The organism is Desulfosarcina variabilis str. Montpellier, assembly GCF_048565275.1.
GTDB classification, from domain to species: Bacteria; Desulfobacterota; Desulfobacteria; order Desulfobacterales; family Desulfosarcinaceae; genus Desulfosarcina; species Desulfosarcina variabilis.
On record NZ_CP159846.1, the window covers coordinates 8,169,529 to 8,185,785 of the forward strand.

Genomic DNA, 16,257 nt, shown 5'->3' on the forward strand with positions numbered 1-16,257 from the left:
CCCAATATAGAAAGGAAAGGACGGACCATGAAAATGCGCTTCTTTTGGCTGCTCAGCACAATCATCATTGTCATCAGTGCCATTGCCGCCCAGGCGGCCGGCCCGTTACCCGCCTGGAACGACACGATGTCCAAAAGGGCCATTATCGCCTTTGTCGAAAAGGTTACCATACCGGGCTCGCCCGATTATGTTCCGCCCGCCGAGCGGATCGCCGTCTTTGACAACGACGGAACCCTCTGGTCTGAGCAGCCGCTTTATTTTCAATTTTACTTTGCCATTGACCGCGTCAAGGAACTTTCCGCCAACCATCCTGAATGGAAAACCCAACACCCCTTTCAGGCCGTGCTGGAAGGGGATATGAAGGCATTGGCAACATCGGGCAAAAAAGGGCTGGTTGAGTTGATCATGGCAACCCATGCCGGCATGACCACCGACGAATTTGCCGGCATTGTTTCCGACTGGGTTCAAACCGCCAGGCACCCCGCCTTGAACAGGCCCTACACCAGTCTTGTGTTTCAGCCGATGCTCGAATTGCTGGACTACCTGCGCGCAAAATTTTTCAAGACGTATATTGTCTCGGGCGGCGGCATCGAATTCATGCGCCCCTGGACGGAAGCAGTCTATGGTATCCCACCGGAGCAGGTGGTGGGCAGTTCGATTGTCACAAAATTTGAAATGCGCGATGGAAAGCCGGTTTTGGTGCGGGAGCCCAAGGTTCATTTTATTGACGACAAAGAAGGCAAACCAGTGGGTATCAACCAACATATCGGCCGGCGGCCGATTCTTGCCTTCGGCAACTCCGACGGCGACCTGCAGATGCTGCAATGGACCATGGCCGGGCAAGGTACTCGACTCGCCCTGTTGGTCCACCACACGGATGGCAAGCGCGAGTGGGCCTATGATCGCGAATCGCACATCGGCCGCCTGGACAAGGCCCTCGATGAAGCCCGGGCAAAAGGCTGGACCGTAGTAGATATGAAAAACGACTGGAAGCAAATCTACCCGGGCAAATAATGCCAACAAGCAATTGGCTAAAGGTGTTAGAGACGGATTTACCAAACAGGCTCTTAGAGCTTTTTTGAAAAGTCTGGATCAGGCTCTTAGAGCCTGTTTTGGAAGTCTGGATCAGGCCCGATAACAAGGCGGAAAGTGGCTCAAAAGCGGAGCATATATGTAATATGTGAGCATTTTGAGACACTTTCCAACGCCGTTAGCGGGCCTTAGACGGATTTACCAAACAGGCTCTTAAAGGCGACCCCCTCAACGGAGAACAACCTTGCCGCAGCAGGTTTTCAAATCCATTTTTCCCCCGTCATGGGGCCCCCACGCCGGGCACCGGCATCGCCGTTACCTGTTGAGAAATCTGGCCCTTCATTTCAGGCCGACGACCATCCCGCGGGAAACCATGCGGTTTTCTCTCACCTGGGGCCTGGGCGGCATGGCCGCCACCCTGGTGATGCTCCAGTTGGGAAGCGGCTTGTTGCTCAAGTTTATCTATGAGCCGACACCGGCTGCCGCCTATTCCTCCGTCAAGGCCCTGATCACCGGCACGCCTTACGGCAAATTGATCCGCAACCTGCACTACTGGTGCGCCCACCTGTTGGTGGCCATGATGCTTCTGCACATGTTGCGGGTCTTTTGCACCGGCGCCTTTCACCGGCCGCGCCGGTTCAACTGGGTTGTGGGTCTTGGCGTGATGGCTGTCGTGTTGGGTGCCAATTTCACCGGCTACCTGCTGCCCTGGGACCAGCTCGCCTACTGGGCCGTCACCGTCTCCACCGGCATGCTGGAATATATTCCTCCGATTGGCGCCTATCTTAGAGAAACAATCCTCAGCAACGGAGAACTCGGTCCACAGACCCTGCAACTTTTTTATGCCCTGCATACCGCTGTGTTGCCGGCGTTGCTAATCGGCCTGATGGCCTATCACTTCTGGCGCATCCGTAAAGCCAAGGGCCTTGTGATCCCCCGGCCGTTGCATACACCGGTGGTAGAAAAACCGGTCCGTGCGAATGTGGTTCCGGATCTTTTGCTGCGCGAAACCACCACAGCGCTGGTGCTGATTGCCGCCGTGTTGCTGCTCTCGAGTCTTGTGGACGCCCCCCTGGGCGACCCGGGCAATCCCGGCCTGAGCCCCAATCCGGTCCGGGCCCCCTGGTACTTTGCCGGTTTGCAAGAGCTTCTGCTGCATTTCCATCCGGTGTTTGCGGTTTTTATCATTCCGCTCATCGTCGGTCTGGGACTGCTGGCGGTTCCCTATTTGAAGTACGATGCAGATACAAAAGGAATCTGGTTTGCATCCCGCAGGGGCCGGAAGATGGCGGGCGTGGCCGCTGCAACGGCCATGGTCGCCGTGCCGCTGCTGATTTTGGCCGACACCTGGTTTGCCGCTGCCGGATCAGTTCCCGGCGCGATTGCCCCGGTCCTGGTAAAGGGATGGATTCCAACCCTGGCGGTACTGCTGGCCATTGGCGGGTATACCATCATCATCAAAAAAACCTTTGCCGCCACGACCAACGATACCGTCCAATCGGTCTTTATTTTGCTGGTGACATCGTATGCCATCCTGACCATTACCGGTGTGTGGTTTCGGGGGGAAGGAATGGTCCTGACGTTGCCTTGGTAAGAAAAGAGATGCGTTTGGAAAAATCGGAAAACAACTATAATGATATGCTGGCTCGCAGGCGGTTCCTGTCTTTTCTCTGGGTGGGGTTGGGGTTGGCGGCCCTGGTGGAGCTTTTCTGGGTCATGGGATCTTTTCTGCGCCCTGGCCGCTGGACCAGGCAGGGCGGGAAACCGGAAACATTCATCAAAGCCGGAGGAGTAGACACCTTTGCGCGCGGGACAGTGACCGCTTTTCCCAGGGGCCGGTTTTACCTGGCCAGATTGGCCGACGGCGGATTTCTGGCGCTGTCCCGGCGGTGTCCGCACCTGGGGTGCACGCTTCCCTGGGTTGCGGAAGAGAAGAAGTTTTTGTGCCCTTGCCATTCCTCGGCCTTCGATATCCATGGCGATGTCCTGCGCTCGCCGGCCCCCCGGGCCATGGCCCTGCATCCGGTGGTCATCGAAAATAATGTTGTACTGGTGGATACAGCCAGAACGATCAAAAGGGACCGGTTCAGACAAGACCAGGTCGTCTATCCGAAAAAGGCTTGAATCCAGCCGATGATCAAAGACCCCAACACCACCTGGAAGATCGTCGGTATGATTGCCACCCTGGTGATCGTCCTGAGCCTTCCGATCTATCACCTCAAAAACCGGCCCTCCCTTTCCGTTTCCATGGGGGACAATCATGAACAGGCCGCCGAATTCACGGGCAGCGAGGCCTGCCGGGACTGCCATAAAACAGAATACGACAAGTGGTCCGATTCGCACCATCGTTGGGCCATGGCACCGGCAAGCGAGAACACCGTCCTGGGCGATTTTGACAATGCCGAATTCACCCACTTCGGCCAGACCTCCCGGTTTTACCGCCGCGACGGCAATTATTTCGTGCATACCCAGGGCGTGGACGGCAAGCCTGGCGATTTCCAGATCACCCATACCTTTGGCTGGTATCCGCTGCAGCAATATCTGGTGCCCTTTCCCGGCGGACGCCTGCAATGCCTGCCCATTGCCTGGGACGTGGTCAAACAGCGATGGTATCATCTTTATCCGGACACGCCCCTGGATCCTGGGGACTGGCTCTATTGGACCAACAATGGACAGAACTGGAACGGCATGTGTGCCGAGTGCCACGCCACGGATCTGAAAAAAGGGTACGACTACCGCACCGACACCTATGCCACCACCTTCTCGGAAATCAGCGTGGGCTGCGAGGCCTGCCATGGGCCCGGCTCGGCACATGTCGCCTGGGCCCGGCTTCCGGAAATGGGCCGCCCGGCGGTGGAGAACCTGGCCCTTGCCGTGAGAACACGGGATCTCACCGCCGGGCAACAGATCGACCTGTGCGCCCCCTGTCACTCCCGGCGCATGTCCATGGATGACAACATCCATCGTCATGCCGATTTTCTGGACTACGGCCTCCCGCAGCTTTTGACCGAAGGGCTGTATTATCCCGACGGGCAGATCCTGGATGAAGTGTATGTGTACGGGTCATTCATGCAGAGCAAGATGTACGCCCGGGACGTTCGCTGCAGCGACTGCCACGACGTGCACAGCATTCGGCGCATCAAGGACGGAAATGACCTGTGCCTGCAATGTCATCGGGCAGCCATCTACGACCAGAAGGGACATCATTTTCACAAGACCAAGGACGAGGCCGGCGAGCCGATTCGATCCGCATCGGGAGCGGTGCTTTTCGAGGTCGGCAGCGGTGCCCGGTGCGAAGCCTGCCACATGCCCGGCCGCCATTACATGGGCATTGATTATCGTCCAGACCACAGCTTCCGCCTGCCGCGACCGGATTTGACCTTGCGCATGGGTGTCCCCAACGCCTGCGATCGCTGCCATGTGGACAAAAAGACCGCGTGGTCGGTGGACGCCATGGCCAAGTGGTACGGACAAACGCGGCGGCCCCATTATGGAGAAGTACTCGATGCCGGTCGGAAGCGCCGGCCGGAAGCGGTCAATGCCCTGGCATCTTTGGCCAAGGACCGGCTCTACCCGACCATCGTTAGGGCCACGGCCCTGTCCGAGCTGGCAGGCTATGGGGGTGATGCGGCCCTTTCTGAGTTGGCGGCAGCGCTAAGCGATGAGGAATCCATGGTTCGGCAGACAGCAGTGCGCCGGCTGCCCCAGGGTGATCCCGGCCAGCGGCTGAAACTGCTCTCGCCCATGCTCTATGATCCGGTCCGGGCGGTGCGCATCGAAGCCGCGGCTGCGCTGGCCGCCATTCCCAAAGAGGAACTGCCCCCGGATACCCGCCGGCAGTTCGAAACAGCCCTGGCCGAGTACCTTCGGGCCATGGAGAGAACCGCCGATTTTGCCCCCTCCCGTCACAATCTGGGCAATTTATACGTCAGCCTCGGTCGTTTATCCGACGCCGAGCAGCACTACCTCAAGGCCATTGCCATCGACCGGCAATTCTACCCGGCCAAGGTCAACCTGGCCATGCTCTACAATGGCCAGGGCAAAAACAGTGAGGCGGAGCGGCTGCTCAGGGAGGTCGCCGCCGACCACCCCGACTTTTACGAAATCAAATACTCACTGGGGCTTTTGCTGGCCGAGAAAAACCAACTGGATGAAGCAGTGGTGTTCCTGGGTGATGCAGCCGCCGGTTTGCCGCAGCGTTCACGGATTCAATACAACCTGGGGCTTCTTCTGCAGAAGATCAAACGCGACGATGAAGCTGAAAGTGCGCTGAAGCGCGCCCTTGGTGTGGAGCCTGACAATCCGGACTATCTTTATGCGCTGGCGGTCTTTTACATGCAGCGCGGCCGCTGGGATCAAGCGCGGCTGATGGCCGAGCGCCTTCAGACCGCCAGGCCGGAGATGACCGCCGCCCGTGAGATGCTGACCATCATCGAAAAAAAAGGGCATTGATGGTTATCAGGGTCACCGTATTTAAAATAGAATGGAAAGGGGCTTGATCCCGTAAAACACTATTGGCCACCCTTTTTACTCCTCGAAAGCGGCAATGGCCTCCTCCCGGGTGGCCATAATATCCATCAAGCGGTCAAACGCCATCAGGCGGAACAGGGCCGCCAGTTTGTCCGACAACCCGCAGATCTTCAATTCGCCGTCTTTTTCACTCAGCCGTTTGACACAGTTGGGAAAGATTCCACAACCGGTGCTGTCGATAAAATCCACTTGTGACAAATCAAAAATCAGTTGGGTAGCGTCATCCAGCAACGGGTCGATCTCATCCCATAGCGCCGGGACATTGCCGGCTTCAACGGTGGCCTGGACAAAGGTGATAATGGTGGTCCGATCGATTTTCTCAATTTTCAGGGACATAGGAATGCTCCTGTTACGAATCCGTTATGATTGGGCAGAATGGTTTTTAACCAGACGAATGCACTTCTCGCCTGGCCGTTTGGTCCGGTAGTCAATCACATCCACACAGCGGTTGACCAGGTATAGACCAAAATGGGCGGTCTGCGACCCGTCCAGAAGCGGTTCGGGAACCCGATCCGGATCAAAGGCCCGGCCGTCATAGGTGATCAAGAATTCGGTGCGGTCGCTAAAGGCCAACCCATCGATTCGAATCATATGGCTTCCACCGTCGCCGATGGCGTGCCGGATAATATTGGTCACCGTCTCATGCACGGCCAGTTCCATCGACCACGCCGCCTGGTCTGTTTTCTCGGCAAAACGAACCTGTTTGCAAAACGCGTCCACAAAACGACGCACCATTACGGCTTGATCGAGGGTCCCCTCAATCTCGATCACCCGGTGAATCAACGGCGGTTCTTCTGCATCGGCAAAAAAAATCGACGCACCGGTATACTCAATCGCAAGCAGGGTCATATCATCGCCAAATACCCTCGGGCCATTCCACTGGCGTAACTGGCGGCTCAAGGTCTGCACGGTGGTCACCAGACTTTCCTGGCGGGTTTTGACCAACAGGCGGATCAGGCGGTCCTGGCTGAATTCCTCTTGCCGGGCATTCATGCATCCGGTGATGCCGTCCGAGTATAGGATCAGCCGATCCCCTGGCGCCAGTTGCACCGCATAACTTGAGTAATCCAGATTGGGCAGGATGCCCACGGGAAATCCACTTTGTCCAACGCTCCGGGCCTGTCCGCTGCCTTGCACCAGCACCGGATGGGGATGTCCCGCCTGACACAGCCGCACCGCACCGGTGGTTCGGTTGATGATACCGTATATCATGGTGAAGTAGCGGCTGAATGTCTCATGGCTCTGAAAGCGGTCATTCAGGTCACGGACCACGTCCTCCGGCGGCACCAGCTGGTAATAGGGCGGATCGGGCAGGGATCGTTTGAGTAGATTGTCCTGGGCGGTGTCCGGCACCAGCAATTTACCGATCATCACCGACAGCATGGCCGCAGGGATACCGTGCCCGGAGACATCCAAAAGGTAAAACCCCAGATGGTTCTCGTCCATGGAGAAGCAGTTAAAGATGTCTCCGGCCACGTGCGCGCAGGGTTGAAACATCCAGTGAAACCGCACACCGGGATGCACGGTGCTTTTTCTGGGGATCAGACTCTTTTGAACTCGTGCCGCCGCCTCCAGGTCTTTCTGCATGATGCTGTAGGCATGCTGCAGGCGGTCTCTGGATTCCTTGAGCTTGCGGTTCCGTTCCTCTAGCCGGCGCTCCAGTGCCAGGATGCGTTCGCCGGCCCGAATGCAGGCCCCCAACACCTCCCGGTTGACCGGTTTGACCAGAAAGTCATCGGCACCGGCATCCATGCCGTGAATCAGATCCTGTTGCTCATCCTTGGAGGTGACGATAATCGTGTAGATGTAGCGGTCAAAATGGGTTTGACGGATTTTATGGCACAGTTCGATGCCGTCCATGCGCGGCATGATCCAGTCGGTCACCACCAGGGAGATCTCCTCGGACCCGATGATCTCCCAGGCCGCTTCACCGTCGGCACAGGCGACCACCTCGTATCCCGACGCCGTCAGGTGATGAGAGATAATCTGCCGGTTTACCCGATCATCGTCGACAACCAGAATCCGCATGGGTGCCAAACCTCTTCTGAATTGCTGTTTTTATTGAAATTATTGTATATTTTCAGCCACCAGGAATGGTTTGTCAAGTCCCAAGGTAACTGCATTTGAAACATAATACGACTTTCTGCTACTTTGCCGGATACTCAAGAAGGACGAGTCCTCCGTAATCAATTGACAAAGTCCGGCACTTCTGTTGGTGCGAACTATCGGGAAGCAAACAAGTCCAGAAGTAAACCAGACCTAAGCTGAGCGTTTCAAATTTTGGTTAGATTGAGATTTACTGTAATGGCAACGTGCTACGTGACGATAATACCACCTTCCAAAATTTGAAACCCTTTCGGGATTGCCGATCTCACCGCATCTTCTCGACGGCGGGATCTTCGAACCGCGTTAGATGGCTTACCGCATAGGCTACTATAGCGGAAAGCCATCTTCCTTGTACCTGCGGCAAGCTCGACAATCGCTCAACTTAGGTCAGAGTTTTTTAGTCGAATTCGCATTTGCGAAAGCGAGGCCAGTGAAACGCAATACTGGATTGAAATCATAATGGAAATTGCGTGGATTACCGGGGAAAATATACAATCGATTCACAGTGAATGTTCAGAACTGCTCGCCCTATTTTCATCAATCGGAAAACAAAAATAGACAGAATCCCTCAACTTTAGGCACTTTAGCGCACTTGTAACTTTAGGCACTCCGAACACCCCCTCCCCCTTCAAACCCACCCTCAAATATGATATGCCAACGCATCATTCATTTTACCCGTTCCCCAATAACCGAGGTAAAGCATGCAAGAAACAAAAGTCCATTTTCGATCCGGTGATTGCGAGATCCAAGGTTTGTATCAGGATGGCAATACCGGCATGGGCGTTGCCATTACGCATCCGCATCCGTTGTATGGTGGAGATATGTACAATCCGGTGGTGGAGGCCATTGTCACGGCCTATACAAGAAAGGGATTTGCCACGCTGCGATTCGATTTCAGAGGCACGGGCAACAGCACCGGCAGCCATGCTCAGGGAATTGGCGAACAGACCGATGTCGCGGCCGCGGTGACATTTTTAAAATCCAGGGGCAGCCAGCACGTCCACCTGTCGGGCTATTCCTTTGGCACCTGGGTCAACGCCATGGCCGTGACGGGCGGCCTGACCGTCGAGGCCATGACCATGGTGGCCCCGCCGGTGGCGTTCATGGATTTTGGAACGGACATCCGGTTGCCACAGCTTTTCTTTGTAGTGGCCGGCGGCCGCGATGAATTTGGCCCACCCAAGCTGATTCGCCGGGCCATTGACCATTGGAATCCCGATGCCCGGCTTGAGGTCCTGCCTGACGCAGACCACTTTTTCTTTGGGTATCTGGATGAGGTGACCCAAAAATTGATGAACTCGTAAAAAGTCGCTGTTCGGACGGATTCGTAAAAAGCCCGAGATCAAGGCTTGCGAATCCTGAGGAATGAGGCGTACTTACCGTACTCCGCAGTGACGAAGGATGAAGCGTAACGCCGATATCGGGCTTTTTTACGAATCTGTCAAAAATTGGTTGATTCGATTTGATACCCGCATCAGTACGACTATTGGACAAGCTCCAGTTCCTGGTTTGGTTCCCATTGTTAAAGCGAATTTGTTGAGTTGTACGTGCCCATTGTTCCCAGCGACCCGTTGAAAGGAAAGCGCATGTCCCCATTTCGTAATCGTCTTAGATCAACGCTCCCATCCCAGCTAAAAGATGGAATGCAACCGAATAGCAATCTTTTTTATGTCGATATGATCCGGGCCTACGCCATTATCATGGTAGTCCTTTTGCATACCGCTGCGCCGGCCATGTTGAATTTTTCATCGATTTCCACGTCCTCCTGGTGGGTTACCAACATATTGTTTTCATTTGCGCATCAAGGCGTTCCGTTGTTTATTTTTATAAGCGGTTTACTGCTGCTTGATCCCCAAAAGACCGAATCCACGACAACTTTTTTTCGGAAAAGAATGAGTAAAGTTCTTTGGCCCTTCCTGTTTTGGAGTGCGTTTTACTATTTTTGGCGACTTTTCTATCAAGACCAGAACCTCACCACCAGTGATGCGTTTGCCCTCGTGGTCAAAGGCCCCATGTATTATCATTTGTGGTTCGTTTACGTGATCATCGGGCTTTACCTGGCGACACCGATTTTGCGTTCCTATACAAGAAATGCACCCGTTGCCAATATCCTTTATTTTGTGGCTGTTTGGGCGATATTTTACAGCTTTTTCCCTTTGTTTTCGTATTTTACCGGATCCCATATCGGTATTCGCAACGTCCTGTTCAACAGTTTGGTGGGTTATTTTTTACTGGGCCCCTTGCTCAAGGAATTCAATGTACCAAGAAAATATAGCTGGTGGATTGCCATTACCGTTGTCGCGGCAACCCTTTTCACGGCCACCGGCACCCATTGGCTGACCCTGCACTCCGATGGACAATACCAGGACAAATTCATCAGACTTTACATGCCCAATATCAATGTCATCTCCATGGGTATGTTTGTGCTGCTGTTAAAATGCCGCCATGCCGGCATTTTAAAAAAGCAATGCATTGCCGTGCCGATTAAGCACATTGCAATGTACTCTTTTGGTATCTATTTGCTTCATCCTGCCATCATCGAACTATTGGATGCCGGATGGCTCGGCTTTTCACTGCATGCCATGATCATTCACCCGGTCGTTGGCATCCCGTTAACGGTAATGGCCACCATAGCCATATCCTTTTTGGTGGTCGCCATGCTCAGGCAGATTCCTGTCTTGAGGAACGTTGTGCCCTAAGGGCGCAGGAAAAAAATCGCTAAATTAATTTGAGCTGAAAATGTTTATTTCCCTTTAGTAAAAAGGAAAATATAGCTGTTTTCTATCCCTCAAGTAAGCCAACGATTGACCTTTCAGTTAAAAAATTATAATATTTCTGTTGAGTTGACAGTATTTATCTGGTAGACAGTATCTATTCAAAAAATTGAAAAGGAAAGTTTTTAGCCCTATTTTATCGAAGAAATTATAGTTAGTTTCTTTGAACTCAACATTATAGGGTTGTATCTTTCAATGAGCGACACACAATGGCACCACCCACAGACCAAGCTTCCTCCTCCAGCCGATCCGTCTCCGACAATGTCATCATCAGCCTTCGCAAAATCATTCAGGCAATCGACATGAATTCCAAAAAGCTGAATAAACGTGTGGGACTGACAGGACCACAACTTGTCCTGCTTCAGGAAATCGCACGATCCGGTGAAGTCACCGCCGGAGAGATCGCGCGAGCGGTAAGTCTCAGTCAGGCCACGGTTACCGGCATTCTGGAACGTTTGGAAAAGCGGGGTCTGCTCGTCCGCCAGCGCAGTGAACGCGACCGGCGGCGCATCATGGTCAGTATCACCGAAGCCGGCCAAAAGATTCTGGAAACCGGACCGCCCCTGATGCAGGAAGCGTTTGTGGAAAAATTTTCCAGCCTTCAGGAATGGGAACAGACAATGATTCTGAGCGCACTGCAGCGTCTGGTCACCATCATGGATGCCAAAGCGATCGATGCGGCACCTTTTTTATCGACCGGCCCGGTCGACAGCCAAACCGACAAATCTGGGGAGGAACCGCCAACATCGTTTTGACAGGCCATCGTGTTAAGCAAACCATTAAATCGGAAAAGGTGTATCCGTGGATAAAATCGTAGTCGAAAATCTGTACAAAATTTTTGGTGACAACCCGAAAAAAGCCATGCAGCTCCTAAAAGAGGGGCACAACAAGGAATCCGTGCACGATAAAACGGGTATGAACGTCGGCGTTGACAATGCCAACTTTACCATTCAGGCCGGCGAAATCTTCGTTATCATGGGCCTGTCCGGCTCTGGCAAGTCCACCATTGTACGCATGCTCAATCGGCTGATCGAACCCACCGCCGGCAATGTTATCGTGGACGGTGAAAATGTAACCCAAATGAACCAGGATGAACTGGTTCAGTTTCGCCTGAAGAACATGAGCATGGTCTTTCAATCCTTTGCCCTCATGCCGCATCTGACGGTTCTGGACAATGCCGCATTCGGCCTGCAGCTTGCCAAGGTCGACAAGGAAACGCGCAATAAACGCGCCATGGAAGCCCTGGAGCAGGTCGGCCTGGCCGGCTGGGAAAAATCGTATCCCAAGGAACTCAGCGGTGGCATGCAGCAACGGGTGGGCCTGGCGCGTGGCCTGGCCGTTGACCCGGACATCCTGCTCATGGACGAAGCCTTTTCCGCCCTGGATCCCCTGATCCGGACGGAAATGCAAGATGAGCTGCTCAAACTCCAGGAAGAAGACCAGCGCACGATCGTATTTATTTCCCATGATCTGGATGAAGCCCTGCGCATCGGTGACCGCATTGCCATCATGGAGGGCGGCAGAGTCGTTCAGGTGGGCCCCCCCGAAGAAATTCTGCAGAACCCGGCAGACGATTACGTCCGTGCCTTTTTCCGGGGCGTCGACCCGACCAACGTGATTTCGGCCGGCGATATCGTGCGTGACACTTACCCGACTCTGGTCGTTACCAAAAAGGGAAGTCTGCGCACGACCCATGAACTATTGAGCAGCAGTGAGCGCGATTACCTGTATGTGCTGGATGCCAAACATCGGTTTCTTGGCATTGCCTCCTCGGATTCGGTGCGTGAGGCCCTGGAAAGCGGCAAGCCCGACAACCCGGTCAGTCAGGCGTTTATCGATGACGCAAATGCCGTGAATTTAGGCGACTCCATGCAGGATATTCTGCCGCAGGTCGCTTCCAGCGCCTGGCCGATTCCGGTGGTGGACGACCAGAACGTGTACAAAGGGGTCGTGTCTAAAAATCGTTTCCTGCGCACCCTGCACCGTACCGAAGAGCAACTGGAGGCATCGGCCTCATAAAGGAAATGGACTTAAGCGGTGGCTTCCCCCGGTCACCGACAACTCATTAAAACCAGGCAAATCACCTGGTGAGCGGAGAATCAATTATGTTTGAAGACAAAGTTATCCCCCTGGATATTTGGGTGTCCCAATTCGTGGACTACCTGGTCGACAATTATCGGGATATTTTCCAGGCCCTCAAATGGCCGGTAGAGCAAACCCTTTCCGGTCTGGACGCCGGTTTGAATGCCCTTTCCCCGATCATTGTCATCGTGGTGATGGTACTGGCCGCCTGGCGGTTTTCCGGCAAAGGGCTGGCCATCTTCACCGCCATTACCATGACCTTCGTCGGCCTCTTGGGTCTATGGGAAGAAACCATGACAACGCTTGCCATGGTGTTATCATCGGTGATTTTCTGCGCCATCGCCGGCATCCCGCTGGGCATCTGGGCAGGTCGCAGCGACGCCTTTGAGGCCGGCATCCGGCCGGTGCTCGATGCCATGCAGACCACGCCGGCCTTCGTCTACCTGGTGCCCATTGTCATGCTCTTTTCGGTCGGCAATGTGGCCGGCGTGCTGGCCACCATCATCTTCGCCCTGCCCCCCATTATCCGCCTTACCTGCCTGGGTATCCGCCAGGTTCATCCCGAATTGGTCGAAGCGGCGCAGGCCTTTGGCGCCACTCGCAGCCAGGTGCTGATCCGCGTCCAGGTCCCGCTGGCCATGCCCACTATCCTGGCCGGATTGAACCAGACCATCATGATGGCGCTGTCCATGGTCGTCATCGCCGCACTCATTGGTGCAGGCGGGCTGGGTTCACCGGTTATCCTGGGCCTCAACACCCTGGATATCGGTCGCGCCGTAATCGGCGGCCTGAGCATCGTCCTGATGGCTATTGTGCTCGATCGAATCACCCAATCCGTGGCTCAGAGAAAATAGGACTCGTGTCCCGATAGGATCATCGGGACTCGGGATATCAAATCCCAATATAGCGCCAAAAACAAAGAGGAGGTAGGAATGAAAAGGTTAGTTCGTCTGGTACTGTTGACAGCGGTCTGCTTGTCGTTGGCGGTCATCCCCGTATCTGCGGATGACATGAAGCCCGGCAAGGGCATCAAGGTCGAGCCTGCCCGGGCCACATGGAACACCGGTTTTTTCCAGGAAGCCCTGGTACGCAAGGCCCTTACCGAGCTCGGCTACAAGGTCAAAGCCCCCAAAGACCTGCAGAACCCGATTTTCTACAAATCCGTCGCCCTTGGCGATGTGGATTACTGGACCAACGGCTGGTTCCCCAACCACGACAGCCAGCTGCCCAAGGGATTCTATGACGATGCCGGTGTATACGGCTATGTTGTGAAAGCCGGTGGCCTGCAGGGTTATCTGGTGTCCAAAGACGCCGTGGAAAAATTCGGGATCAAATCCCTGGACGATTTCAAGCGTCCTGAAGTCATGGAAGCCTTCGATAAAAACGGTGACGGCAAGGCCGATCTGACCGCCTGCCCGCCGGGCTGGGGCTGTGAAAACGTGATTGCCCACCATATGAAGGTTTACGGTCTGGACGACTACATCAATCCGGTCAAAGCCTCCTATGAAGCCGGCATGGCCTCTGCCCTGGGTGACTTCAAAGGCGGCAAGCCGATTTTCTTTTACACCTGGGCCCCCAACTGGACCATCTTCAAGCTGGAACCCGGCAAGGACGTGATGTGGATTAACGTTCCCGAAATTATGCCCAAGGATTCTCAAAAATCGGCCGTCGACCGTATGACTGTTTCCGGCGTCGAAGGTGCGGTCAGTGATCCGATCAAACTCGGATTTGTGGTTTCCGACATCCGCATTGTGGCCAACAAAAAGTTTGTTGAAAAGAATCCGGCCGTCAAAAAGTTTTTCGAGGTCTTCACCCTGCCACTGGCAGACATCAACGCCCAGAACGCGCGCATGAACGCAGGCGAGAAGTCCGAAAAAGACATCCAGAAACATGTGGATGAATGGATTGCCCGAAATACGGACAAATGGAACGGCTGGCTGACCGAGGCGCGTAACGCGGCCAAGTAATCCACCCTGTAATTTAGTTGCCATTCGCAAAAAAAAAGCCCGAACCCGCTGGAAAGCGGCTTCGGGCTTTTCGTTGACTATATTGGCGTTGTTGACTATAGTTTTCTTAGAAGTCGGTAATTTACCGGTGAGTCAACAGCGCCTGGTTTTAACCTGCTCGTTCCTTTCTTCCAAGGGTGCTTCGCTCCATCGATTTGGTAACATCCATATCACGCTCCGGATTCAACCCGCTTATGCTTTGGTTTCAAGGTTCCTCCTCAGCTCCCGGTGAATAACCGCCATCGGGCATCACTTCTGTTTTAATGAACGGTGGCAGATTGTGCCCTCGTTAGCGGCCTAACGACCGGCCGACAGAATAACCCATAAACAGGAAGGAGGCGCCATGAAAGCCATTCATCAACTCATCGAAGAACAGGTGCGGCGCTGGGAAATCCAGAGAAAGGAAAAACAAGATCTCAAACCGCAGCCCGTCATCACCCTTTCCCGTGAACCGGGCAGCGGCGGCAGACTGGTGGCCCAAGCCGTTGCAGACCGATTGGGCCTGGATCTGTTTCATCAGCAAATCATCAATGCCATGGCCCAAAATGCGGACACCACGACCCGCGTCATCCGGACCCTTGATGAACGCGGCATCTCCATGATCGATGACTGGGTCTCGGCCGCCATCAGCGACCGGCATTTATGGCCGGACGAAATGGCCAAGGTACTGATGCGGGTAATCGGAGCCATTGGCAACCACGGCAAGGCAATCATTGTAGGCCGGGGCGCCAATTTCGTCCTTCCGCCGGAAAACCGCTTCCGGGTACGCATCATCGCCCCCATGAAAAAACGGGTGGATTGTGTGGCGGAGTCCTTCGGCATTTCCAAGGAAGAGGCCAAGCGGCGGGTCATGCGGACTGAATCCGATCGCCGGGCATTTATTCGCAAATATTTTCATAGTGACATCGCTGATCCGGCAAATTATGATATGATACTCAATACCGGAACGCTATCCATTGAATCGGCCGCCAACGCCATTTGCAGCGCGGTTGGTTGACGATGGGCATACAAAACGTTAATAGTAAATCATGATCGATCGTGTGCAAAACCATGCCGTCGTCTCTAATGCTTTTGCCCGAGATGAAGGCACCCGTCAATCCGGCGGTCTCCAGCGCGGCACGGCAAGTCCTGATCAGACAGACGAAAGCCAAGCCCAGGGAGACCGCCTCGAGCTGTCGGAATCCGAAGAGCGGCAGGTTCGGAAGCTGCAAAAGCGGGATCGGGAAGTCCGTGCCCATGAGCACGCCCATATGGCGGCCGGTGCCGGTGTTGTTCAGGGGGGCGCCAGCTTTACCTACCAGCGTGGACCGGACGGCCGGAATTACGCCGTGGGCGGTGAAGTCAAGATTGACACCTCGTCGGAATCCGACCCGGATGATACGATCCGCAAAATGCAGCAGGTGAAACGGGCGGCCCTGGCCCCGGCTGAACCATCGGGCACCGATCGTGCGGTGGCGGCTCAGGCCGGCCGAATCGAAGCCCAGGCACGCCAGGAAAAAACCAAGCTTGAAAAGGAAGAACAACAGGCCGCCCAAAACGAGGAAGACACTGCCCCCCAAACCGCCGGCGCAATGCCGGGCAGACGCCCCTACAGCACCGAAGATGTGGGGCAGATGCTGAATATTGCCGTGTAGCTCGTTTGGATCATTAAAGAAATAGGGTAGGTTGCAAGTTTTTCAATTATTAATCCCCCCCAATGCCTACCCCATCCCTGACACCGTCCCCGT

General features: G+C 54.6%; 16 protein-coding genes. 14 read left to right on the top strand and 2 right to left on the bottom strand.

The window, feature by feature from the left end:
• Positions 1 to 27: 27 nt before the first annotated feature.
• The 4 genes from Dvar_RS36880 (at position 28) to Dvar_RS36895 (ending at position 5,484) form a co-directional block, all read left to right on the top strand.
• Positions 28 to 1,014, top strand: coding sequence for an HAD family hydrolase (locus Dvar_RS36880; protein ID WP_419658432.1), 987 nt, complete (start codon positions 28 to 30; stop codon positions 1,012 to 1,014).
• Positions 1,015 to 1,276: 262 nt separating this feature from the next.
• Positions 1,277 to 2,626 carry a cytochrome b N-terminal domain-containing protein gene (locus Dvar_RS36885; protein ID WP_419658434.1) on the top strand — a complete coding sequence of 450 codons (1,350 nt, stop codon included), beginning with the start codon at positions 1,277 to 1,279 and terminating at the stop codon, positions 2,624 to 2,626.
• 8 nt (positions 2,627 to 2,634) lie between these two features.
• Complete coding sequence (locus tag Dvar_RS36890) at positions 2,635 to 3,156, top strand: ubiquinol-cytochrome c reductase iron-sulfur subunit (protein ID WP_419658435.1); 522 nt, start codon at positions 2,635 to 2,637, stop codon at positions 3,154 to 3,156.
• Between the two features lie 9 nt (positions 3,157 to 3,165).
• Positions 3,166 to 5,484 (top strand): tetratricopeptide repeat protein, encoded by a 2,319-nt coding sequence (locus tag Dvar_RS36895; RefSeq protein ID WP_419658436.1) that lies wholly within the window; start codon positions 3,166 to 3,168, stop codon positions 5,482 to 5,484.
• 75 nt (positions 5,485 to 5,559) lie between these two features.
• On the opposite strand, the gene Dvar_RS36900 is transcribed toward Dvar_RS36895, so the two are convergent.
• Positions 5,560 to 5,898, bottom strand: coding sequence for an STAS domain-containing protein (locus tag Dvar_RS36900; protein WP_419658438.1), 339 nt, complete (start codon positions 5,896 to 5,898; stop codon positions 5,560 to 5,562).
• 24 nt (positions 5,899 to 5,922) lie between these two features.
• The gene (locus Dvar_RS36905; protein WP_419658440.1) at positions 5,923 to 7,590 is read right to left on the bottom strand and encodes an ATP-binding SpoIIE family protein phosphatase; all 1,668 of its coding nucleotides are present in this window, start codon (positions 7,588 to 7,590) and stop codon (positions 5,923 to 5,925) included.
• Between the two features lie 105 nt (positions 7,591 to 7,695).
• Between Dvar_RS36905 and Dvar_RS36910 the strand changes: the two genes are divergently transcribed.
• The 10 genes from Dvar_RS36910 to Dvar_RS36955 all read left to right on the top strand — a co-directional run bounded on the left by Dvar_RS36910 (position 7,696) and on the right by Dvar_RS36955 (position 16,164).
• The gene (locus Dvar_RS36910) at positions 7,696 to 7,830 is read left to right on the top strand and encodes a four helix bundle protein (protein ID WP_419664215.1); all 135 of its coding nucleotides are present in this window, start codon (positions 7,696 to 7,698) and stop codon (positions 7,828 to 7,830) included.
• A 210-nt stretch (positions 7,831 to 8,040) separates the two neighbouring features.
• Positions 8,041 to 8,226 (top strand): four helix bundle protein, encoded by a 186-nt coding sequence (locus Dvar_RS36915; RefSeq protein WP_419664216.1) that lies wholly within the window; start codon positions 8,041 to 8,043, stop codon positions 8,224 to 8,226.
• 143 nt (positions 8,227 to 8,369) lie between these two features.
• Complete coding sequence (locus Dvar_RS36920) at positions 8,370 to 8,972, top strand: alpha/beta hydrolase (protein ID WP_419658441.1); 603 nt, start codon at positions 8,370 to 8,372, stop codon at positions 8,970 to 8,972.
• 339 nt (positions 8,973 to 9,311) lie between these two features.
• A complete protein-coding gene (locus Dvar_RS36925; RefSeq protein ID WP_419658443.1) occupies positions 9,312 to 10,367 on the top strand; it encodes an acyltransferase in 1,056 nt (351 codons plus the stop codon).
• A 284-nt stretch (positions 10,368 to 10,651) separates the two neighbouring features.
• Positions 10,652 to 11,197, top strand: coding sequence for a MarR family winged helix-turn-helix transcriptional regulator (locus tag Dvar_RS36930; protein WP_419658445.1), 546 nt, complete (start codon positions 10,652 to 10,654; stop codon positions 11,195 to 11,197).
• A gap of 46 nt (positions 11,198 to 11,243) precedes the next feature.
• Positions 11,244 to 12,461, top strand: coding sequence for a glycine betaine/L-proline ABC transporter ATP-binding protein ProV (gene proV, locus Dvar_RS36935; protein WP_419658447.1), 1,218 nt, complete (start codon positions 11,244 to 11,246; stop codon positions 12,459 to 12,461).
• 86 nt (positions 12,462 to 12,547) lie between these two features.
• Positions 12,548 to 13,378, top strand: coding sequence for an ABC transporter permease (locus tag Dvar_RS36940; protein ID WP_419658448.1), 831 nt, complete (start codon positions 12,548 to 12,550; stop codon positions 13,376 to 13,378).
• A 78-nt stretch (positions 13,379 to 13,456) separates the two neighbouring features.
• Complete coding sequence (gene proX / locus Dvar_RS36945; RefSeq protein WP_419658450.1) at positions 13,457 to 14,491, top strand: glycine betaine/L-proline ABC transporter substrate-binding protein ProX; 1,035 nt, start codon at positions 13,457 to 13,459, stop codon at positions 14,489 to 14,491.
• A 382-nt stretch (positions 14,492 to 14,873) separates the two neighbouring features.
• Complete coding sequence (locus Dvar_RS36950; protein WP_419658452.1) at positions 14,874 to 15,527, top strand: AAA family ATPase; 654 nt, start codon at positions 14,874 to 14,876, stop codon at positions 15,525 to 15,527.
• Positions 15,528 to 15,570: 43 nt separating this feature from the next.
• Positions 15,571 to 16,164: a putative metalloprotease CJM1_0395 family protein gene (locus Dvar_RS36955; protein WP_419658454.1), complete on the top strand. Its 594-nt coding sequence runs from the start codon at positions 15,571 to 15,573 to the stop codon at positions 16,162 to 16,164.
• The last annotated feature ends 93 nt before the right edge of the window (positions 16,165 to 16,257 follow it).